We start from the raw sequence: 21,614 nt of genomic DNA on the forward strand, positions 1-21,614 counted from the left end.
GTCTCAGTCGCTCTCAAATTACCTTGTTGCAATTTGATAACATGCGAAAAAAAAACATGCTCATTTCGGCCGGAAAAAGTTTTATTATTCCGGTGTCGAAACCGGAGGATGACGTGAACAAACTTGGTACCAGACATCGTTTTCAGAAATTTGCGCCGCACAACATTACGCTTTCTTTAGAAGGCGCCCGCAGACGCTCGCTCTTCATGCTCGGCTATCAGCGTTATCAGACACGCGGAAAGCTCGACACAAGATCGCAGCCCTGGATGCAGGCGGACAAACTGAAAACGGTGATTTAACCTCAAGCTTTTCATCTCAGCAGGAGCCCGATTTATCGGGCTCCTGCTGCATCTGTTACTTAGCCAGACGAGAAAGTGCGAGTTTTGCCAGCACTGTGGAGGCAAGCGGAAGCACTTCGTCATTAAAGTCGAATTTCGGGTTGTGCAGCGGCGTTTTGTGTTCGTCGTCCACGATGCCGATACGGCAGATCGTACCAGGAATCTTTGCCTGATAGCGGCTGAAGTCTTCACTGGACATGTAAGGACCGATGGACGGGTTTACATTCTCTTCTCCCAGCATTTCAGTGACAAGCTTAATGGCGGATTCTGTCATTTCCTTGTCATTATTTACCGACGGAATAAGACGGATGTAGTCAACTTCAGCCGTGAGGCCGTGCGCCAGAGCGATTCCTTCAGCCATTCTGCGGATGGTTGTTTCGCATAAATCTCTGAGCTCGGGAAGAAATGTTCTTACAGTGCCCCCAAGCTGGACTTCTCCCGACACTACATTGTATGTGCCGACCATGCCTGCTGAGAAATAGCAGATAGAAACCACAGCGGATTCAAGCGGATCAACTTTGCGGGAAACGATGGTCTGGAGCGCCTGATAGAGTTCAGAGGCAGCAGGGATAGGGTCTACGCCCTGATGGGGTCTTCCTCCGTGCGTGCCCTTGCCTATCAGTTTGATCGCGAAGCTGTCGGAAGCGGCCTGGATATGTCCGACTTTAAAGCCGATCTGTCCCTTTTTGAGACCCGGTTCATCGTGCGCTCCGATGGTTTCTGCGACCTGATATTTTTCGAGCGCACCGCTGTTGACGATTGCAAGCGCACCCTGACCGGTTTCTTCAGCCGCTTGGAAGACGCAAAGCACGCGTCCCGCAAAATTCCGGTGAGCTGCAAGGTAGGCCGCGGCGCCGAGTAGCCAGGTCTGGTGACCGTCGTGGCCGCAGGCGTGGCAGCGCCCTTCAACTTGAGAAGACCATGGTTTGCCGCCGAAGTCCTTCATCTTGAGCGCATCAATATCGGCACGAAGAGCAACCGTTTTACCCGGCTCGCTGCCTTCAATGAGCGCAAAGAGAGAGCCTTTGCTCGTGGTCGTATCGATGTCTTTTTCCGCAACGCCGTGGCTGAGAAGGAATTCGTGAATTTTGCCAATCGTTCTTTCTGTCTCAAAGCCGCATTCCGGATGAGCGTGAATATCTCGGCGGAACTCTTTCAGCTCGTCATACATTGCTGTGATTTCCGGGAAACAGACGTCTTGTCGGACGGGGTTGTCCATGGGATTCTCCTGATAATGATTAGTTTGTAATATCGAAAGGATAGGCTTGTTGGGTAACCTTTTCAACACTTCGAGGTAATTTGTCAGTTTTTTTGAACAAAAAAAGATTTGCACAAAAATATTTTTTTATGCGGAATTTCCTGAAGATTTGTATTTTTATCGATAAAAAATGATTTTTCTAATACTACTTTTATCTAATACTGATTAAATGGGACGAGATAGAAATTATTTACACACTGATATAACCATGTGAATTTGTTAATTAAACAAACAAATTGAGATAAAAAATAAAAGGTCCCGTTTGGGACCTTTTTATTAAAATTCGGCTAATCGCCGATAATTTCTGCTAGGGAGGTTATTTTGAAATCGTCTGCCGTTTTTCCCTGCAGTTCAGCTTCCTGAAGCCAAACCGGTTTGCGGCCTCTGCCGGCCCAGGTCTGTCCGTTGGGGCCCATATATTTCGGCACAGCCGCTCCCTTGCGCATAATCCGTTTTAAACCGAGTTCGGCGGGCTGGAAATCAAATTTCTTAATAAGGTCTCTGCAGGTATTTAAAGCATCAAGGCGGTCCCTGCGTGAGACTTCTTTAATTCTCTCCTCCAGCGCTTCTCTTTCTTTCAATAAATCGTCTAACTCTGCCATTTTGGTTATCTCGCTCAATTGATTTTATAGCGGAAATATATCACATTTTTTATTAATTATTTTTAAAAATATTTTATTTTTAATTAAATATGTTTAAAAAAGTCTTTTTTGAAAATATTTTTGATAATTGTATAAAAATATCCGTAGATACCCGTTCAGGTGTCTAAAATCGCAAAAATTAACCTGATTTGTTAATCTATTCGGCAATCTGTGTGAACTGTGACTGTCGGAGGAATCTTGAAAAAAACGCTTTTATTAATTGACGGATCCAACTTTATCTTCCGTGCGTACCATGCGGTACCGCCTCTGACGACTTCCGACGGCCGCCCCACAAATGCGATCCGTGGCTTTTTATCCATGCTTCGCGTGTTGATGAAGGATGTGCCGACCGAGTACGTGGCCTGTGTGGTTGATCCGAAGGGAAAGACATTCCGCTCTGACATCTATCCCGAATACAAAGCCAACCGGCCGCCTATGCCGGAAGAATTAGCGGTTCAGATCCCTGTGATTTTTGAAGGCGTGAAAAAGGAAGGGATTCCGTTTCTTCAGGTTCCCGGTATTGAAGCCGACGACACGATCGGTACACTGGCCAAGCGAGCGACCGCCGAAGGCTTCACCGTCGTGATTGCCACAGGTGACAAAGATTATGCCCAGCTTGTTAATGAGGACGTCATCCTTATTAATACAATGGGCAAAGATAATACCTGGATGAACACAGAAGGCGTTATTCAGAAGTTCGGCGTGCCGCCCGACAGGATCATTGACTATCTTGCGCTGATGGGCGACAAGATCGATAACGTACCGGGTGTTCCTAAGTGCGGGGAGAAGACCGCTGTTAAGTGGATCAATGAATATGGTTCGATGGACGGCGTGATTGAGAACGCGGACAAAATTAAAGGCAAGATCGGAGAAAATCTTCGTAATTCACTCGAATTCTTACCGACCGCGCGCGCACTGGTGACGATTAAAACCGACGCGGATTTGTCTGAGGAGGTGCCGACCTTTGAAACGCTCAGGCTGCGGGAACCCAATCGCGAAGAGCTGATGGATTACTACAACAAGCTCGAATTCAGAACCTGGGCTCGCGAGCTGAAAAAATCTTCGGCCGCGGGCGAGGTTAAATCTCTGGACTCTGCTTCTTCAGCCTCTAAACGCGCTGTGGTCGGCGCGGCTCCGATTGAAGGCGAGACGCTGGATCTCTTTGCTTCGGAGTCTCAGGCCGCGCCCGAGCGGAAACTCACGATTATTCAGGATGAGACTCAGGCTAAAGAACTCGCTCAGCATCTAGAAAAGCTCGCAGGTCAGGAAGAGATTTCCATGTATGTGATCAGTGAAGGCGAGGGACAGCAGAGTCTTCAGCCTTTGGGCGCCGCATTCGGCAGAGAAAACGGTGAGAGCTGGTACGTCCCGATAGAAGACGGCATTCTGATGAGTGACGCGATTGCGCCGGAAGTGTTTGGCGATATTTTTAAGAATGTGCTGAATAATCCCAAGCTTGGCAAAGCGGGCTATGACATTAAGCAGACTCGCCATGTTTTTGCCAACGTCGGTCTGACGCTGGAAGGCATGCAGGACGATGTCATGCTTCAGAGTTATGTTTTGGAAGCGCATCGCTCGCACGCGATCGAAAAGCTTGCGATGAACTGGCTTCAGTATGAGCTCGCAGACGAGGAATCTCTTTTAGGCAAAGGAGCCAAGAAGAAGTCTTTCCGTGACGTCGGTACGGAAAAAACAGCTGAGTTTGCTTCTCAAAGGGCTTATGTCATAGCCCGACTGAATCGCCTCTTTAATAAAGCGCTTTCAGACGATAAGAAGCTGGAATCGATTTATCGGGATATTGAACTTCCGATTTCTCTGGTGCTCTTTAAGATGGAGCAGAACGGAGTTTTGATTGACTCCATGCTTCTCAATAAACAAACGGCAGAACTTCAGGCTCAGCTGAAAGAACTGGAAGAGAAGGCTTACGAGGCCGCAGGAGAGACTTTTAAACTTTCGTCTCCGAAGCAGCTGGGCGAAATTCTGTTTGACAAAATGGGCGTCGTGATCGCGGGCTCAAAGCCCAAGAAAACGGCTTCCGGCAACTACTCTACGAGTGAAGAGGTACTTTCCGAGCTTGCGGCGGACTATCCGCTCGCCAAGATCGCACTGGAATACCGTACATTGAGCAAGCTCATGACAACCTATACGGAAAAACTTCCGCATATGGTGGATAAGAAAGATGGCCGCATTCACACGACGTTTGAGCAGGCGGTTGCTGTGACGGGTCGTCTCTCCTCAACAAACCCGAATCTGCAGAACATTCCGATCCGCACAGAGGAAGGACGCAAGGTTAGGGAAGCGTTTATCGCCGCGCCCGGCTGCAAGCTGATCAGTGCGGACTACAGCCAGATTGAGCTGCGTATCATGGCGCATCTTTCTGAGGATCCGGGGCTGGTGGACGCTTTTAAACATAATGCGGATATTCATACGGCCACAGCGGCGGAAGTTTTTGGTAAGGCGCGTGATCAGGTAACGCCGAACGACAGACAAATCGCCAAAGTGATTAACTTTGGTTTGATTTACGGTATGAGCGCTTTCGGGCTTGCGAAGAATCTCGGCATTGATCGTCAGGACGCTAAGAACTACATTACAAAGTACTTTGCGCGTTATCCGGGCGTTCGCGACTATATGGACCGGATTAAAGCGCTGGCCGATCGACAGGGCTATGTTGAAACAGCGCTGGGCAGAAGGCTTTGGCTTCCGGACATGCGTGCGGGCGGTATGCGCAGGGCTGCCGCGGAGCGAGCCGCCATTAACGCGCCGATGCAGGGTTCAGCGGCAGACTTGATCAAGCTTTCCATGATTGCGGTTCAGAAATGGATTGAAGACAAAAAGCTCAAGAGCAAGCTGATTCTTCAGATTCATGACGAATTGATCATGGAAGTTCCTGAAGACGAAGTGGCATTGGTCACGGAAAATCTTCCGAAGATCATGGATTCCGTTGTAACGCTTCATGTTCCGCTGATCGCCGAAGTCGGATCAGGCGACAACTGGGAAGCGGCTCACTAGAGCGTCCTTCGAGAAGTCAGACAGCAAAAAGCCGAGCGTGGAGCTCGGCTTTTTGCTTTTAACTGTTTGATTAATCGCAGGCTTTAGCCTTTTCCGGCACAAGGCGGCCGACTTCTTTCTTATCGGCGTCGAGCAGGATCAGCTGCTTATCTGCTTTTTGCAGGTAGTGGGTACGGCTAAGCAGGTTAAGGAAGTTTTCTTCCTGTTCCATATATTCTTTAGCGCAGAGTTTGCGTGTCATTCCCATGCCGGACAGATCAATTTTGCCGTCCGCATCCAGCTGATATGTACCGGTGAGATAGTTGCATCCCGGTTCTCCGGAGATCTTGCCGTCTTTATGAAACGTGATCGTAGCGGGGAGTTCGCACTTAGAGGACTGTTCTTTTACAAGAGGCATCCAGGAATTTGCAGAAATATCTTCCGCTGTGATGGCAAACGCAGAAGCAGCCGTCGCGGAAAGAACCAGAGTCGCAATGATTTTATGCATTTTTATATAACCTCCATTTGTTGATTCCTAGCTTAATAGAAATCAAAAAAGCTCAGGGTTAAAGCGGATCTTTAATGTGCAACCAAATTTATCCATAGGCTGATCGCTTGAATGAAGGACGAATAAATCGACTGGCGCAGCCCTTTGGAAAATTGCCTAACCTAGATTTAGTTTGCTCGAAGACGTCAGCGAGAAGGAAGACGCGGTCTGTGGGAAGCGCATTGAAAAGAGGAAAATCAGCGAACACAAAAAGTAATCGGATCACTCAAAACGCTGTGTAATTATTTGACTATTTATCACTTTTTTAGAAAAAAGCGGATTAGCGATCTGTCAAATAACTGAGGCTGGGTGTGATGACGCGGCAGTGATATTCCGGCATCCATGCAGTATTTCTTGATTTTTACTTCGGCGATTAAGCGGCTGTCGAAACGAAAACGCTCAATTTTCACGATCACGCACTTGCGGAAGCAGGGAGGCGGCAGATTTTAGACAATCAGAGCTTCATAATTTCCAGGGAGTGGTTCTCAGCTATTTTGTTCGGGTCGCGTAGAGGATTAGGGAAAAATTACACCGGGACAGTTCTCGGATCTTTTTGTGACAGGCAAACGAATCGAATCCTATCCGCGGTCGGTACGACGAACGCTATTCGACCTTTGGCTGCAGAAGCACCTGAAACACAAGTCTTGAACTGAGCTCGAGAACAATGTATTTTGAAAATAGGGAGTTCTGCCGCCTTGAAACAGAAGGATGCAGATTCCTCAAACCAATGTCCCAATAGTAAAAGCAATAAAACACGCACCCCCGAGGAGTAAATCATGAAAGTTACTGCCGTCTTCTTCTCACCCACCTGTAATACAGAAAAATATGTCACAGAAATGGTTCAGGTGACCGGAGAAATGCCGGAAGTTATTAATGTGACGTCACGAGACAGTGAGGAACGTGTTTTTGGTCCGGATGAGCTGGTGGTTTTCGGCGCTCCGGTCCATGGAGGTCTTATTCCTGAAATCGCTGCAAGACGCTTTTCCAAGTTCAAAGGAACGCGCACTCCGGCTGTGATCGTGGCTTCCTACGGTAATCGTCACTATGACGACGCTTTGGTTCAGATGCAGGATATTTTGAGCGCCCAAGGCTTTTTACCTCAGGGAGCCGCCGCGGTTATCGGACGTCATACCTTCGGCGAAATACAGACGGACCGACCCAATGCGGCAGACCTTGAAGAAGCGCGTGATTTTATGAAAAGACTTCTTGCTTCAGAACGTAAGGAAGAAGCCTTAGCGCTGCCCGGAAATCGGCCGTACCTCGCAAAAGGCGTTAAAGGACGCTTCCGTCCCCAAACCAAAAAAGAACTTTGCGTCGGATGCGGCATGTGCGTGAGAGATTGTCCTGTAGGCGCGATTGCAGAAGACTGCGCGACAATCTCTGAGGAATGCATTTCCTGCTTCCGCTGCATTCGACATTGTCCGATGAAAGGTAAATTTGCGGACTCCGATCTTTACAAGCAAGTGGCTGCAATGATGACGGAGAAACTCGCGGTGCCTCGTCCCAACGAATTTTATCTGTAGTCTGTGACGCCTGATTATTCGACTAAACGAATCTTGTTGGTAAATTTTTGAAGAGGAAGTTCGGTTTTGCGGGACTTCCTCTGTGCTGTTTGAGTACGCGCAGCCGTATCTCGGCAGGCGGTTTTACGTTCAAATGAAACGGTGTCCAAGGCTCACAGCCTTTCTCGAAAGCGGACGAAGGATCAGGAATAAAAAAGGCCTGCGTCGGAGCAGACCTTCAGGAACATTCTTCTTAACTAATCGGCCGAGTGTCCGGCTCAAAGACAGAACGCCACATAGGATAGAGCGAACCGTAAGAAAGGGCTGTGATGAAGAGGGCCCAAATGATAACCAGCATCTCGCCGAAGCCGCCGAGTGAAGAGCAGACCACCGCGCCTCCGGTCGCCATGATGAAAAGAAGCAGGCCGAGTGTCACAATCGGACCGAGAATTCGGAAGCAGACAATGAGACTGAAGAAGAAGGCTTTAGCCATCGGCATGCCGCGCCAGGCGATCAGCATCGGAGAAAAGCAGGTGACGCCAAGAAGGGTAACGTAGAGAACGCTGCCGACAATTAAACCGGCCCAGGGAAGGTGCGAGAGGATACTAGCGGTGTCATAGACACCGTTGACCGCTTTCCATTGCTCAATCGCAGGGGCGGAAAGCGCCTGAACGATAAAGTTGATCACAATAACGCACAGGCCGTAAATCAGCCCGAGAAGAATGAGCTTATTGCGTACCGCGGGATTTTTAAAGCCTTCGGCATAACAGCCGATCGCGGTCGGGATGCGTCCCTGAGTCAGCTCTCGTCCGCATCCTGCGAAGGCGAGAGCACTGAAGGGCGTAATAATCGAGCTGATTAGAATGCCGACATAGGGAATTTTGAGATATTCGCCGGGAATGTTGGCGATGAAAAGCAGAAGAATATAAATGCCGAGTACACCGAAAATGGCAAGCGGAGCCTTGGCCATAATTCGGCAGGACTGCCTCAGCCATTCCATGCCCGTGCTCATGGGCAGACGATTATTGTTCATGAAATCAAAATAAAACTAAATCCAAGGAAGATCCGACGCTTTGGCCTTCCTGCGTAAAAGCAGAATCTTCTCGAAGTGAGAAGGATCATGCGGCTTAAGCAGGGAAGCAGGACGGGGCATGTAATAGTCGTACAGCCGAGAAACCCAGAAGCGAAGCGCGGCGCGTCGAAGCATATCCTGCCAGAGTTCTCGGTCGGCTTCTGTAAGCGCTCTGACAGAGTTGTAACCATCTATAAGCGCCTGTGCTTTAGGCATATCGATTTCACCGGTTTCCAGATTGATGCACCAGTCATTGAGTACGACGGCAAGATCGTAGAGGAAAGGGGCATTGCAGGCAAAGTAAAAGTCGATAATTCCGCCGAGTTTTTCTTCTTTACCGTTCACTTCGATCAGTGAGTTGTTGCGGAAAAGGTCGGCGTGGACTGCTCCGTTGGGAAGCGCTTTATAAGCGGGAGAGTTTTCCAGATCAACCTGGTAGGAAACTTCTTCTTCAAGAAGTTCATAAAGGCGTTCGGGAAGATAAGGCTTTAATCCCGGCATCACGGAGAGCCAGAATTTGGATCCTTTGGTATTTTCCTGAACCAGCGGAAAATCTTCTACAGCCGAGTGCATCTGAGCTAGAACGGCGCCAAGCTCTCCGCATACCTTCGCCGAAGGAAGCTCAACGTATTGTCCGGGGATGCACGCTGCGATACAGCAGGGTTTGCCGCAGACCTCTGAGGAAAGACTGCCGTCTTTAGCGGGGATCGGCGCGCTGACATTTAATCCTTTCTTACCGAGGTGATGCGTGAGCTCTAAATAGTAAGGAACCTGCTCCTTATTCAGTCGCTCAAATACGGTAAGTACGTATTTGCCTTTATCCGTGTCGAGATAGAAATTGGAATTCTCGATTCCGGAAGAGATGCCTTCGAAACGCTGAGCTTCTCCAATGTCATATTGATTCAATAGACGGTTCAGCTCTTCTCGGCCGATCTCCGTAAAAACAGCCATCTTTACTCTCTCAATTAAAATCCGAAATTAATAAATTTAGGTACCGTCATATCACCGTCTTTGTTGCCGCTCGGAGTCTTGTTGGACGGCACTTCACGTGTCATCACGTAAGGAATCTGAGTGGACATCGGCGTCACTTTAACTTCCGTGACCTGATTATGATTGTTCACGGTTTCTTCGATCTTTGTCTTCGGCCACATCGAGGTATCGGAAGTGCGGACTTTCGCTTTGTCGAGGTCCGATCTGGCTTTGTCCATGTTTTCCTTGGCGACTTCTTTTTCCTCGTGCTTGTTGGCACGCTGATTCATGTCCGTAACGCGTTCTTCAACGGTTCTTGCCTTAGCGTTGGGATTCTGAATATTGTCCGGCGCGTCATTAATGGCGGGCGGCGGAGCGTCGAGCTGACCGGCGGACGCGGTAAACATAAAACCGGCGCTTAGCAGGACTGAAAGAAGGGTTGTCGCTTTCATAATAGTTTTCCTTTTAAAGCATTGTTGCAAATTATTTTAGAGGATTAAAAATCCTCCGTCAGCAAATTGGTGTGTAGTTTGGGCGGCTTGCGGCGGCGCATGCCGCCGACGGGATTGTGCTTTTTATGTAAGATTTTCTAATTCATTGAGCCTTAAACGAAATATTCGTTCGTTAGAATTCGTGCACATCATCAAATAAATCTTCTGCACCAACCCTTCATAACGGAGTCTTTATGTCGACGCTGACCTCCTCAGAAATTCTCGATGCAACAGTCCGAATAGGCGCTTCTAAAGCGGGGCAGAGTCCGCTCTCGAGAGCTGCCAACACTTTTTTAGCGGGTATGTACATCGCAATAGGCGGCTTTTTAGCGATTCGCGTCGGTCTGACGCTGCCGTGGGAAACCTGGGGTGGGTTTGGCAAATTTATGTTTGGTGCGGTTTTCCCGCTCGGGCTGATGCTGGTCGTTCTTTGCGGCGCGGACCTTTTTACCGGCAGTTGCATGACGCTGACCACCGCCAGAGCTCGGAATCAAATTACCTTGGGTCAGGCGCTCTTTACAGGGGCGAGTTCCTGGATTGGAAATTTCGCGGGCGCGCTTTTTGTCGCGTATTTCATTGCCTACCTTTCGGGTCTGATTTTTGATGCCGCGGGCGGCACGCTTCCTTATGCGAGCGCGGCTGTCAACCTTGCCAATGCGAAGAGTTCTTTAGGCTTCACGGAAGCTTTTCTGAGAGGCGTGGGCTGCAACTGGCTGGTTTGTCTTGCGGTGTTTGCGGCGGCCGCCTCTACCGAGACCGCCGGCAAGATCGCCGCTCTGTGGTTCCCGACGATGGCGTTCGTCGCGCTTGGCATGGAGCACTGTATCGCCAATATGTTTTTTATTCCCCTGGGTATTCTCACAGGCTCCGATCCTCGCTACACAGCGCTTGTCGAGGCCGGGAAGGCGCTGCCGCTTAAAGCGGACTTCTATTCTTTCTTTGTATCGAACCTTCTTCCGGTGACGCTCGGAAATATTGTAGGCGGCGCCGTACTGGTCGGCATGCTTTATTTAGCCGCCAACAAGAAGTAGCGCTTGCCTCTTCGCGGCAGAACGAATGGATCTTTGCCGAGCTGATCGGCGAAAGAGAAGACAATTAGCTGAGAAGAAGAGGGCGCAGCGTAACGCACTGTTTTGTAAGATCGGCCCCTATAAACGATAAGCCTCCGTGCATTTTGCGGAGGCTTTCGTTCGTCTAGGCGGAGAGTAAGCGCACGAAAAGGCACACGAGAGCTTTTATCGCACCGCGTCCTTAATTGCCTCAATATTCATTTCGCAGCAGCGATAACCGGCATTAATGGACTCTTCTGCGCGGTATGTTTCCAACAAACCGATGTCGGCGACTTTCGGGCAGAGGATTACTTCGGGAGGGTCGCCCGCCAGACGGGTTTTAGTGATTCTGTCCTGCGCAATATTAATAGAGCGGGAAATCGTTTCAAAGAAATCCGGAGGCTGAGGTCCGATCGGTTCTTTATTTTTTTTCGGCAGAAGCTTTTTAGCCTTAGCAACAAGTTTTGCGATTTCTCCCGTTTTTTTCTCTTCATGCATGACATCGACTCTGCGCAGCAGATCGTTATTCAAGTTCACCGCGATCACGATGTCCGCGCCAAGCGCGCGGCAAAGCGATACCGGAACCGGATTGACGATGCCCCCGTCAATGAACCAGCGGCCGTCCGGTCCCTCTACCGGAGGGAATACGCCCGGCATGGCCATGGACGGCCATACGGAATCAAAAACCGACCCCTTGGTGATCCAGATTTCCTTTCCGGTCATTAGGTCGCAGGTAACGGTGCCGAAAGGGATCTGAAGCCCTTCGATCTTTTCTTTGCGGAGCACGCCGCTTTTAAGCAAAAAGAGCTGCATTTGCTTCAGATTAATCCAGCCGTCGATGGAGAAACTCGGATTAAAGAAAGAGGTCCAATTCAGCCGATTAATCGCAAGCGCCTGACGGCGAAGATTTTCCAGATGACCACTGGCGTAAGCGGCACCGACGATCGCTCCGATCGAAGTTCCTGCAACCACGCTTGGAATAATGCCGTTATCAAGCAGACAGTCAATGATCCCGATATGCGAGAATCCTCTTGCTGATCCGCTCCCTAACGCAAGTCCGAGTTTCATTTCTTTCCTCCGTTTTTCCCTCTTGATTCTATCTCCTATAAATCTGTTTTCTTTGAACAAAAGTTCTCTATTCGGGGACAATTAGGGGCTTATTTTTGTAAAAGTCCTGATTCTCAGTTCTATCTGATGCATTTTTGAGAATATTTCATAATGCAAAAAGATTTTTTATATAGGGAAAACATAAATTCAAATTCTAGAAGGCTTCGGCTCTCCGATTTAAAATACAACCGAACAACAGATCAACCCATCATTTGCTCAAGGAACCTAAATGCGTCTCTACTACGGAGTTTGGGACGGTGTCGTCTACGACAACCGGGAAACTGAGGAGTATTTCGAGCCTGAAGGTCTCGACATAAAGAATCTTCTTCAGTTCAATAACGGCAATCCCGTGATGACGTTTGTGTCTCATCGGGGATTCTTGGTTTTTCATCCGCATGCCAATCTTCTTTTAGCGTTAAGAAATTACTACAAGCGTGTTGAAGAGGATTCATGCGGAAAATGTACGCCGTGCAGAAGCGGTTCGATCATTATTTCCGAGATGCTTGAAAAAGCGGCTTCGGGAGAAGAAATTGACTGGGACGCGCTGATTGATGTGGCCCGTATGATGCGCAATACCAGTTTCTGCGGCGTTGGGCAGACTTGTCCGGTTGCGCTTATTGAAGCGATTAAGACGTTTCCTAATGATCTTAAAAAAGCGCCTAATCCGAATAACGCCTTCGGTCATTATGAAGTTATGACCGCTCCGTGTATTGAAGCGTGTCCGGCACATGTGAACGTTCCCCGATATATTGACTACATTAAGATGGGACGGACTGATCTTGCGACTGGAGTTGTGCTTCGTCATTATCCGCTTGTCGGTTCCTGCGGCCGTGTCTGTGTTCGTCTCTGCGAACATGCATGCCGTCGTCAGCAGCTAGAGGGGCCGGTTGACATTAAGAATCTGAAGCGTTTTGCCGCAGACTCTCTGAACTACACCGTCGAAGAAATGTTTGAGGGGGCGGCTGCTCAACCCAATGAATTTTCGCCGAGGATCGCGGTTGTCGGTGCCGGGCCTGCGGGTCTGACCTGCGCCTACCATCTGCTTCTGAAGGGCTATAAAGTCGAAGTCTATGAAGCTCAGCGCAAAGCCGGAGGCATGGCGCTTATCGGCATTCCTCAGTATCGTTTGCCCAAAGGTATTCTTTTAGAAGAAGCCAAGGTTATTGAAAAGCTTGGCGGTAAATTCCATTACGGACACCGTCTGGGGAAGGATTTCACGATAGACGATCTCTTTAGCGAAGGCTTTAACGCGGTATTTATCGGAGTCGGATGCTCAAAGGGCATGCTGCTCGGATTCCCGGAAGACGCTCAGAACATTGAAGGCTACAGCAACGGCCTTAATTTCCTACTTAAGGTCGAGCGCGGGGTGGTGGAAGGCGAGTGTCCGACATTTTCCGGAGACTTTGTAGTTGTCGGAGGAGGCAACGTCGCCATGGACTGCTCACGCTCCGCGGTTCGAATGACCGATGGGAAGGTTCACGTTATTTATCGGCGCACAGAGAAGCAGGCGCCTGCGGATCCGGCAGAAATTCATGCCGCTAAAGAAGAAGGCATTGAATTTCATTTTCTCACTGCTCAGAAGCGCCTCGTTGTTGAGGACGGCAAGGTTGTCGGTCTTGAATGCGTCAAGCTGAAAGAGGGTGAGCGCGAGCCTAACGGACGTTCTAAGCTGATTGAAATTCCGGGAACGGAATTTATCATTCCGTGCTCGAACGTCATTAGCGCGATCGGACAGCGCATTGATCAGAGCATTTTTGAAGATAAGGATGAAATTCAGTTTGATAAGCGCGGAAATATTTCCGTAACGGAATCCCTGGCGACGAGTCGTCCGGGAGTATTCGCGGGCGGAGACTGCGCGACAGGGCCTACCACATTGATCGGCGGTATGGCTCAGGGTCAGACGGCAGCTGAATCCATTCACGAGTACCTTACCCGCGGTTCGGTCGGTTTTGAACCGAGAGCCCGCATGACGCAGATGATTAAGAGGTGCGCGCTTTTGACAGACACTGAGAATTGTCTTCCTTCCATGCACAGAGAAAGAGTTCAGATGTGGGAGCTTAACCCCGCAATCCGCCGCAAGAATTTTGAAGAGGTTGAACTGGGATTAACGGCCGAGCAGGCCAAGAAAGAAGCTGAGCGCTGCATGCGCTGCTATCGTTTGTTCTCGGTGGTGACACAGCTTCCGATTCCTGGTTCCGATCATTGGGCTCAGAAGCAAGGAGAATAAAAATGAGAGCGTATATCAACAATAAGCCCTTTGATTTTGATGAAGAGATCACAATTCTTGAAGCGGCGCGCAAGATGGGATTTTTTATTCCGACGCTTTGCGCCTTCCAGCCTCTGAATCACACCCCGGGCACCTGCGCGGTTTGTATCGTGCGAGTTATCCGTGCTGACGGACAGGAGCTGACGCTTACCAGCTGCAAAACGCCACTTGAGGACGGCATGCATGTGGACACGATCTCGTCGGCTGTGAAAAAGCTTCAGAGAAAGCAGGTTGAGCTTTTATTTGCCGATCATGAGCAGGACTGCGTGACTTGCGGACGCTACGGCAACTGCGAGCTGCTTCAGCTTGCGAGAAACCTTGGCGTTAAGAGCGCTCAGTACACCGGCAAATTTACCGCGAAGCGCACCGTTGACACTTCCGATTTAGCGATCCAGCTTGACGGCAACAAGTGTGTGCGCTGCATGCGCTGTGTTGAGGTATGCAACCAGCTTCACGGTATTGGCGCGCTGCGCATAGACAATATCGGCACCTCCGCGGGCGTCTGTGTTAATCAGGCGGACAAGTGGATTGATTCGAATCTATGTGTCCGCTGCGGACAATGCATTATGGTCTGTCCGACCGGGGCTCTGATGGCGCGCGACAATGTCGAACAGGCTCGTGAGCTGCTGGAAGATGAGGAGGTCATTACAGTTGTCCAGTTTGCTCCTGCTGTTCGCGCGACGCTTGGCGACGCGTTTGGTCTGCTTCCAGGAACCAATGTCGAGAAGCGCATCATTACCGGTCTGAAGATGATGGGCGCCAATTATATTTTGGACACCAATTTCTCTGCTGACATGGTCATTATGGAGGAGGGGACGGAGCTGCTCGGACGACTGAATGATCCCCAGGCCAAGCTTCCGATGTTTACTTCCTGCTGTCCTGCCTGGATCAACTATGTTGAGCAGCACATTCCGGAGCTTTTGGATCACATTTCTTCTACTCGTTCTCCCCAGGCCGTGATGGGTTCAATGGTCAAGACCTGGTTTGCCGAGAAGATCGGTAAGGATTCCTCCAAGATCCGCATGATTTCGATCATGCCGTGTACCGCCAAAAAGGTTGAAGCGGCTCGTCCGCAGTTGGCTAAGGACGGTGTTCCCGATACAGATCTGGTTCTGACTGTGCGTGAGCTTGCGCGTCTTTTCCAGAGCCGCGGCATTGATTTAAAGACGATTCCGGACGGTGAGTTTGACACACCGTTCATGAGTCAGGGTACGGGTGCAGCGGTGATATTCGGCAAGAGCGGCGGTGTTGCGGAAGCCGCAGCGCGTACGCTCTATCATGTTCTGACCGCTGGAGAGGTGAATTCCATTCCTTTCCATGCGGCCAAAAATCCCCACGCCTTTAAAGAAGCGGAGCTTGAGCTTGGCGGCAAGACGCTGCGGATCGGCGTAGTTTATGGTTTAGCGAATGCTCGTGAAGTCGCGCGTCAGGTTTTAGACGGAACAAGTTCGTATGACTTTATTGAAGTGATGACCTGTCCCGGCGGCTGTGTGAACGGCGGGGGCACCTTCCGCAAGAGAGGCAAGTACCTGAACTTTACCGAGCAGCGATTTGAAGCGCTTGAAAAAGCGGACGAGAACTGCGTATACCGCCAGTCACACAATAACCCGATGGTTCAGCAGGCGTATCGCGAGTTCTTTGGCGAGCCCAACTCGCACAAGGCGCACAAGCTGCTGCATACGACCTATGACAATCGGAAGAAAGAACCGGCAGTTCCTTCGATCCGAGAGGTGTGGCAGAAGATAAAACTCGGCTAATTCGAAACTGCGCAAACATGGGCTCCCGAACAAAGTGCATTTGTTCGGGGGCCTTTTACTATAGTTGGAAGAATCAGCGTAACTGTCGGATGGAAAGGGAAAAATTCTTCAAAAACAATCTCTGAATCATCCTTTGCCGAATGGCTGTGAGGGAAGCGGGCAGGCCGGTTTAATTTAGTTTTAGCAAGGGGATAAAAAAATTTTAGTGCTCCGGACATAATCTTTTACAATAAGCAGTAAACCCCGAGAAGAGTGAGCTAAGAAGATTAAGTATTACGTTCATGGAGCGATAAGCTTGAGCGCCAAAGGTTACTATCCAAAAATTCCGTATGAAGAAATTTATTTTGAGGATTTTGCGTTCGAGGTAACCGCAAACACAGAGTACGAGTGCGATTATTACGCTAGTTGTATCGTTAGCGGTACTCAGCATGACCACGACGACAAATATACAGAGCTCATGCTTGAGGATAGGAAGCTGACACAACTCTGAATTTTAAGAGAGTGTCATTTATGGCGCGATGATTATTCGCTAAGGAGGGCTTCTCTTTATCCATTACTGTGCGTTTGAAAGCTGCTATTAAAATTAGGAATGTCGGCTGAAGGACAAAGCCAATTAACTATTAGGGCGATAGCAAGAGATGAAGACTAAAGAATTATTGTTTGCCGCACTGTTCAGTTTCTCCTCGATAGCATCAGCCGAGACAGACACCGGCATTGGATCCAATGAAGTTAATACCGTAGGCGGTAAATTAACGATTAGAACATTTGAAACAGATCCGAGTCAGCTCGTTCTTAATTCTTCCAATTTGCCGATTGCGGAAAATTACTATCTTGAGCTTGTCGGGAAGGTTCATTTTTCCGATGAAGCTGATTTTGTTCTAGTTAGGTCCAATCCCGGCGGGAACGCTACACCCAACCAGTACTACGTCGTCCGGGTCGGCAAAGATAAAACGTGGAGGCTTACCGACATATCGTGCACGAGCTTTAAGTCTGTTGAAGGCGACGGCTCAAAGTTTTATAAGGACGGTGAGACTGTAAAGGTTGTTTTTCCTGAGTACCTGGGGCATCGGACTTTTAAAGTGACAGCAGAGCTTGATCCAAACGGAGAACTGATACACGAGGAGAAGAAGATTGAGAAGGACACACTGATGTCGACGATCACTTCTTTTGATGACGTTGCCGGTAAAGAACTGCCGCCCGTAGCTCTTATTCTCATACCGGCAGTGAGGGATGACTTGCTTAAGAAGGGAACTTATAGCTTTACTTTTAACTATCTGGACGGACTTGGCAGCCCATTGCTTAATACTTCGGACAGCGGTGATGTAATCTATTTAAGTGCACACGGTTCACATGCTGAATCGTGGCAGGAAATTGATATGTGGACCAATACCAAGGGTAAGTATTGGATTTTATATCCGACTTCATGCTCAGGTGAAGAGTGCAAATTTTTAGTGTTTACAAACCTCACATATCTTCAAATAAGAACTTATTTAGAAGCTCTTTTAAATGATCACAAGTATCCATGGTTTGAAGGAAAATACATGAGCAAGTCAAGCTTTACTATTAACGGCCAAAACGTTTCCGCATCAGAGATTTTTAAATAAACGGCCGTATTCAAGATAAACGTCCATAGGAAAAAGTCAGGGGTCATCTTCTGGAAAGAAGATGACTTTCTTATGAGGAGAAAAACACGGGACTCGACCTGCACTAGCCGGTGCGGGAAGAGTCCCAGTAAATAAGGAGGATAGTCGTATGACGTTTGAAAGTACACGACTACTTCTGCTCCTTATCGTGTTAGAGGGATTATCCGTCAATGGTGACATTGTTGTCAACATTGAAGGCTCTATTTCTCTTGCGATAATTGGAGCAGCGGCGCTATTGCTTATTCTCAGACGATAACGCCGATCGGTGCCGGAATGAGTTTTTTGTTCCGGCATTTTTTACTGCTTGAAATTAGAGAATACCTCCTTAACGTCATGCATACATCCTACTGCGAACGCCCGGTGCGCCTACAGACTCGGTTAAGGTATCGGAAGCGTAAAAAAATCAGGATCTCGATTTGAGCCCCTCAAGTTTATTTGCGGATTTGATTAGTGACCGCTTTGAACTGCTCTTTAAAGCCGGCATCATAAAGCTGGGACAGAGAAGGCGGTTCAAATTCAAAAATCTGTGCCATGTCCTTTTCCGCCTGCGAGATGCAGTCGGCTAACGAAGCGCCGATCTTCATGGTGAGGAAGGTGTTGAGCGCGATTTCGTAATTAACAGTCGCTTTTGTCTGCAGCTCAATCAGTTCCTTAGCGCGTTTATTCAGATGACGCGTATAGAACTTCACAACTTCAAGCACCTGACGGTTGATTTCTACGTTGTTCTTTAACGTTGTGCGGGCAGAATCCGCAAGATCGGGCAGGGCAAGCTTTTCCTCGGCCTTGTTGATCTGACGGAATGCCTGCTGCTCGATGCCGGCGATCTGCTTCAGGTAGACCTTGCCGATTCTGTCGAGTGCGCGATTGATGGCTTCCAGATAAAGTCTGGAACACATCATGTAGAAACCGGCGTAGGTCTTGGAGAGTTCCGGAGTTGCGCTGCTTTCAGAGAGCTGCGCTTCCAAACGGCTGAAGATTTGGCTGACCACGTCGGCAACCGACAGAACGGATGCAATATCTTCTCCGTCCACGCTTTCAAGCAGACTCTCAAGCTGACCGCTTTCCATCTTTACGCCCCGGGCGTGCAGAGAGTTAAGCGCTTTCTTGGAAAGTTCGGCAATACGGCTCTCGTCGGATGCGATCTTCGCCTTTCCCTGTGAGATTTTTTCTTTCAGCTTGTTCTGAGAAAAATTAAGCGGGTTCCAGCTTTTTTTAGGAGCGGCGATTAAATCCTTTTCCCACTCAATGATCTGTTTCTGTCGCTTGCTAATGTCTTTGCGAATTGAGGAAACCTGAGTAAGAAGCATCATTACTTCGTTGGAAAACATCTCGTGGAAGCATTCGGTGCAGATTCTCTTGATCGCAGGTTCCTGATAGACATAACGTCTGACGAAGCTTCCGCCCTGCGGATGAACTTCCTGAGCGATCAGATCGACGCCTCTCTCAAGCTTGGGCCTTAAATTAGACCAAGTCTTCTCGAACGTCTGGGAAGAGAAAACCGCTCTTTCCAAAGCAAAGTAGAGAGGATATGTAACTATCATTCGAACAGGTGCCAGCATCGTTATTCTTTCATCATTTGCTCGAGACTCAATCAGTCCCGATACCAACAATATGCCTATCTTAACTGATCGTCAGCTTAAAAAACTTCAGGCGGGTGGAATTTGCATTGATACCGGAGAAGTTTCATAAGACAAACTTTTGAGCTTACATAGCCTTTAAATAATAAGAGCATTAAAAGAAGCATGTGCATGCCAGGGGGTTTAGCTTTTTTTACAGGCCTAGTAGAATGCCTGCATAACCGGTATTTACTAAGGAGGAACAATGCCGATGAAATATACCTTATTGGCCTCGCTGCTGGCGGCCGCGTGGACGGTTCAGGCCGCCGTGCCTGAGGTGAGCCCCCAGGCCGAGCAGTCAGCCGCTCAGATCAGCTCTGATCCGATTATGCAGAAAATATTAAAAGAGGCGATGAGCCCCGAGGGTCAGAAGTGGCGCTTTAACACGCAGATGGAAATTACGCGAATTGCTTCTCCTTCACGCAGCGAAATGCGTCGCCAGAAAGAAATCATGCGCCGCTTTGTTGAGGAGTGGGGCTTTACGCCTGAGGAAGTTGTCACACGCCTTGACGGTGTATTGCCAGGCGCGGGACTTCAAAAGGTTGACGGGCTTCCTGTGTACAACGCCTGTGTCCGTATCCCGGGTACCTACGCCTCTCAAAAGGATGCGCAGTCCTATAAAGGACAATTTCCGAAAGTTCTTCTTGAAGGCCACATTGATACGGTAAATCCGCCGGTTCTTCCGCCGGAGTCCTCGCCTTATATGCCGGTAAAGCTGCAGCCTTCTGCTCAGCAGCTCGTTAAGACGCCCAAAGAGCTTGAAGCGCTTGCGGATGAACTGCACTTTGATGAGAAGGGCAGAATCATTGAAGATGAAAACTACCGCAAAGCCTATAAGCGCTATCAGGATTACGAATCAGCTCAGAAAGAGGGCGCCTACAGAATTTATGTGCCGGGCTATAACGACGCGATGATCAACACCGCCGCTGTCATGCAGATGGCGTATCTCATGCACAAATACGGTGTTAAGCCGGTTTATGACGTTTGGGTCTGCGGGACCGTGGGTGAAGAAGGCAAAGGCAATCTTGCGGGCATGAAGCAGCTCTACGGCTATAACCAGGACACGGGCAAAGGCAATAATGCCCTTAACTTTGTAGCGAACGTGGGTGCGGACAGCACTTCTCCAAAATCGGGTACGGTCAATTATCTCGGTTCTTACCGTTTTGAAATCAAGTACACGGAACCGGCAGGCCTCAAAATTGACGCAAAAGGTCCTTCGGCAATGATGGCGATGTCACGTGCGATTGAGAGAATTTCGAATCTCAAAACATCGTGGGATGCCGATAAGAAAGCGGAAAGAACAACCTACACCGTGGGAGTCGGCAGCTGCGAACAGGCAAAACCCGGCGAGCGCAGTCAGTCCTGCACGCTGCTTGTGGATATGAGAAGCCCGACACCTGGACCGTTAAACGACATTCGCGCCAAGATCGAACCGGTCTTCCAAAAAGCGAGGGACGAGGAAAACGCTAAATTCGGGTTGAAGAATACGGATCCGAAAGCGGTGAAGATGGAACTGGTCTGGTTCGGAGATCGTCCCGCGCATCAGAGAAAGAACTACAACGACGGTGTAATGCAGGCGTATTGGCAGTCAGCTAAAACGGTCGGCATTGATGAAAGAAAAAAACTCAACGAGAGAGCTTCTTCTTTGAATGACAACGTTCCGGCCGCGGTCGGCGTACCCACCGTTAATATCAACGTCGGCACGAACGCAGGCGGTGGCGGCGGGCATGCCTGGTACGAATGGGGAATCCCCGGAAACGGCGAAGATGAAGGCAAACGTGTTTACCGCATGATTCTGATGGGACTGATGAACGCGGGCTTTAATACTTCTGACGGCAAAGTGGTTCAGCCGCTTGTCGGACCGATCGGAAACAGAACAACCGAAGACATTTATAAGTAGGAGACAGTTATGAAAAAATCTCTCATTCTTATCGCGCTCGGACTTTTTAGCGCGGGCGCTTCGGCTGCGACCTACGAAGTCTCGATCACAGGCCCCGGCGGACACTCCAACGGAAATTATGGCAACACAAATGCAGTCCATGCGGGCAGCAGAGCCGTTCTGCAGATAGAAAAACTGCTTCCATGCGCGTCGATGAGCAGCTTTAAAGGCGGCGCGACCGTAAACGCGATCGCTGCCGACGCCGCTTTTTTAGTGAACACCGACGGCTGCGGCGCAAACGTGCTTGAGACACTGACTCAGGCGGTTAAAGCGGGCGTTGATCTCGAAAACAATTTCCGAGGTGTTAAACCGGGCGACATGGTCCGCGGATTCCCTGCCGACATCAAGTTCAGCATTAAAGAGCTGAAGTAAGACCTTTAAAAGTCTTGCTGACGAAAGGCGAAGGCCCTAAAAAAGTGGGCTTTCGCCTA

Annotated in this window: 17 protein-coding genes; 9 read left to right on the plus strand and 8 right to left on the minus strand. The window is 49.2% G+C overall.

Annotation, left to right across the window (positions count from 1 at the left end):
* The first annotated feature begins 113 nt into the window (after positions 1 to 113).
* A complete protein-coding gene (locus NFR90_RS02365) occupies positions 114 to 299 on the plus strand; it encodes a hypothetical protein (protein WP_251450348.1) in 186 nt (61 codons plus the stop codon).
* A gap of 55 nt (positions 300 to 354) precedes the next feature.
* Here the strand turns inward: NFR90_RS02365 and NFR90_RS02370 are convergent, their stop codons facing one another.
* Together NFR90_RS02370 and NFR90_RS02375 are read right to left on the minus strand one after the other, a co-directional pair.
* Positions 355 to 1,557 (minus strand): M20 metallopeptidase family protein, encoded by a 1,203-nt coding sequence (locus NFR90_RS02370; protein WP_251450350.1) that lies wholly within the window; start codon positions 1,555 to 1,557, stop codon positions 355 to 357.
* 326 nt (positions 1,558 to 1,883) lie between these two features.
* Positions 1,884 to 2,198, minus strand: coding sequence for an H-NS histone family protein (locus NFR90_RS02375; protein ID WP_160335953.1), 315 nt, complete (start codon positions 2,196 to 2,198; stop codon positions 1,884 to 1,886).
* A gap of 237 nt (positions 2,199 to 2,435) precedes the next feature.
* Here NFR90_RS02375 and polA point away from each other — a divergent pair, with 237 nt between their 5' ends.
* A complete protein-coding gene (polA, locus tag NFR90_RS02380) occupies positions 2,436 to 5,246 on the plus strand; it encodes a DNA polymerase I (RefSeq protein WP_251450352.1) in 2,811 nt (936 codons plus the stop codon).
* A gap of 70 nt (positions 5,247 to 5,316) precedes the next feature.
* Here polA and NFR90_RS02385 read toward each other — a convergent pair whose 3' ends face one another.
* Positions 5,317 to 5,733, minus strand: a complete 417-nt coding sequence (locus NFR90_RS02385; protein ID WP_251450354.1) for an META domain-containing protein — start codon at positions 5,731 to 5,733, stop codon at positions 5,317 to 5,319.
* Between the two features lie 815 nt (positions 5,734 to 6,548).
* Here NFR90_RS02385 and NFR90_RS02390 point away from each other — a divergent pair.
* Positions 6,549 to 7,295: a 4Fe-4S binding protein gene (locus NFR90_RS02390; RefSeq protein ID WP_251450356.1), complete on the plus strand. Its 747-nt coding sequence runs from the start codon at positions 6,549 to 6,551 to the stop codon at positions 7,293 to 7,295.
* Between the two features lie 232 nt (positions 7,296 to 7,527).
* Here the strand turns inward: NFR90_RS02390 and NFR90_RS02395 are convergent, their stop codons facing one another.
* The 3 genes from NFR90_RS02395 to NFR90_RS02405 are packed head-to-tail and all read right to left on the minus strand — an operon-like array spanning position 7,528 to position 9,767.
* The gene (locus NFR90_RS02395; protein ID WP_251450358.1) at positions 7,528 to 8,307 is read right to left on the minus strand and encodes a BPSS1780 family membrane protein; all 780 of its coding nucleotides are present in this window, start codon (positions 8,305 to 8,307) and stop codon (positions 7,528 to 7,530) included.
* A 15-nt stretch (positions 8,308 to 8,322) separates the two neighbouring features.
* A complete protein-coding gene (locus NFR90_RS02400) occupies positions 8,323 to 9,297 on the minus strand; it encodes a homoserine kinase (RefSeq protein WP_251450360.1) in 975 nt (324 codons plus the stop codon).
* Between the two features lie 14 nt (positions 9,298 to 9,311).
* Complete coding sequence (locus NFR90_RS02405) at positions 9,312 to 9,767, minus strand: hypothetical protein (protein ID WP_160336268.1); 456 nt, start codon at positions 9,765 to 9,767, stop codon at positions 9,312 to 9,314.
* Between the two features lie 233 nt (positions 9,768 to 10,000).
* Here NFR90_RS02405 and NFR90_RS02410 point away from each other — a divergent pair, with 233 nt between their 5' ends.
* Entirely contained in the window at positions 10,001 to 10,837 is an 837-nt protein-coding gene (locus NFR90_RS02410; protein WP_251450362.1) for a formate/nitrite transporter family protein, read from the plus strand.
* A 204-nt stretch (positions 10,838 to 11,041) separates the two neighbouring features.
* On the opposite strand, the gene NFR90_RS02415 is transcribed toward NFR90_RS02410, so the two are convergent.
* Positions 11,042 to 11,923, minus strand: a complete 882-nt coding sequence (locus NFR90_RS02415) for a patatin-like phospholipase family protein (protein ID WP_251450364.1) — start codon at positions 11,921 to 11,923, stop codon at positions 11,042 to 11,044.
* A gap of 268 nt (positions 11,924 to 12,191) precedes the next feature.
* On the opposite strand from NFR90_RS02415, the gene NFR90_RS02420 reads away from it, so the two are divergent.
* The 3 genes from NFR90_RS02420 to NFR90_RS02430 all read left to right on the plus strand — a co-directional run bounded on the left by NFR90_RS02420 (position 12,192) and on the right by NFR90_RS02430 (position 17,589).
* Positions 12,192 to 14,189 carry an FAD-dependent oxidoreductase gene (locus NFR90_RS02420; RefSeq protein ID WP_251450365.1) on the plus strand — a complete coding sequence of 666 codons (1,998 nt, stop codon included), beginning with the start codon at positions 12,192 to 12,194 and terminating at the stop codon, positions 14,187 to 14,189.
* Positions 14,190 to 14,191: 2 nt separating this feature from the next.
* Positions 14,192 to 15,985, plus strand: a complete 1,794-nt coding sequence (locus tag NFR90_RS02425) for a [FeFe] hydrogenase, group A (RefSeq protein WP_251450367.1) — start codon at positions 14,192 to 14,194, stop codon at positions 15,983 to 15,985.
* Between the two features lie 638 nt (positions 15,986 to 16,623).
* Positions 16,624 to 17,589: a hypothetical protein gene (locus NFR90_RS02430; RefSeq protein ID WP_251450369.1), complete on the plus strand. Its 966-nt coding sequence runs from the start codon at positions 16,624 to 16,626 to the stop codon at positions 17,587 to 17,589.
* Between the two features lie 470 nt (positions 17,590 to 18,059).
* Here the strand turns inward: NFR90_RS02430 and NFR90_RS02435 are convergent, their stop codons facing one another.
* The gene (locus NFR90_RS02435; protein ID WP_251450372.1) at positions 18,060 to 19,169 is read right to left on the minus strand and encodes a hypothetical protein; all 1,110 of its coding nucleotides are present in this window, start codon (positions 19,167 to 19,169) and stop codon (positions 18,060 to 18,062) included.
* A gap of 286 nt (positions 19,170 to 19,455) precedes the next feature.
* Between NFR90_RS02435 and NFR90_RS02440 the strand changes: the two genes are divergently transcribed.
* Entirely contained in the window at positions 19,456 to 21,144 is a 1,689-nt protein-coding gene (locus NFR90_RS02440; RefSeq protein WP_251450374.1) for a zinc-binding metallopeptidase family protein, read from the plus strand.
* A 9-nt stretch (positions 21,145 to 21,153) separates the two neighbouring features.
* Positions 21,154 to 21,555, plus strand: a complete 402-nt coding sequence (locus NFR90_RS02445; protein ID WP_251450376.1) for a peptidase dimerization domain-containing protein — start codon at positions 21,154 to 21,156, stop codon at positions 21,553 to 21,555.
* The last annotated feature ends 59 nt before the right edge of the window (positions 21,556 to 21,614 follow it).

Origin of the sequence: Parasutterella muris, from assembly GCF_943193095.1 — a bacterium.
In the GTDB taxonomy this organism is placed as follows: Bacteria; Pseudomonadota; Gammaproteobacteria; order Burkholderiales; family Burkholderiaceae_F; genus Parasutterella; species Parasutterella muris.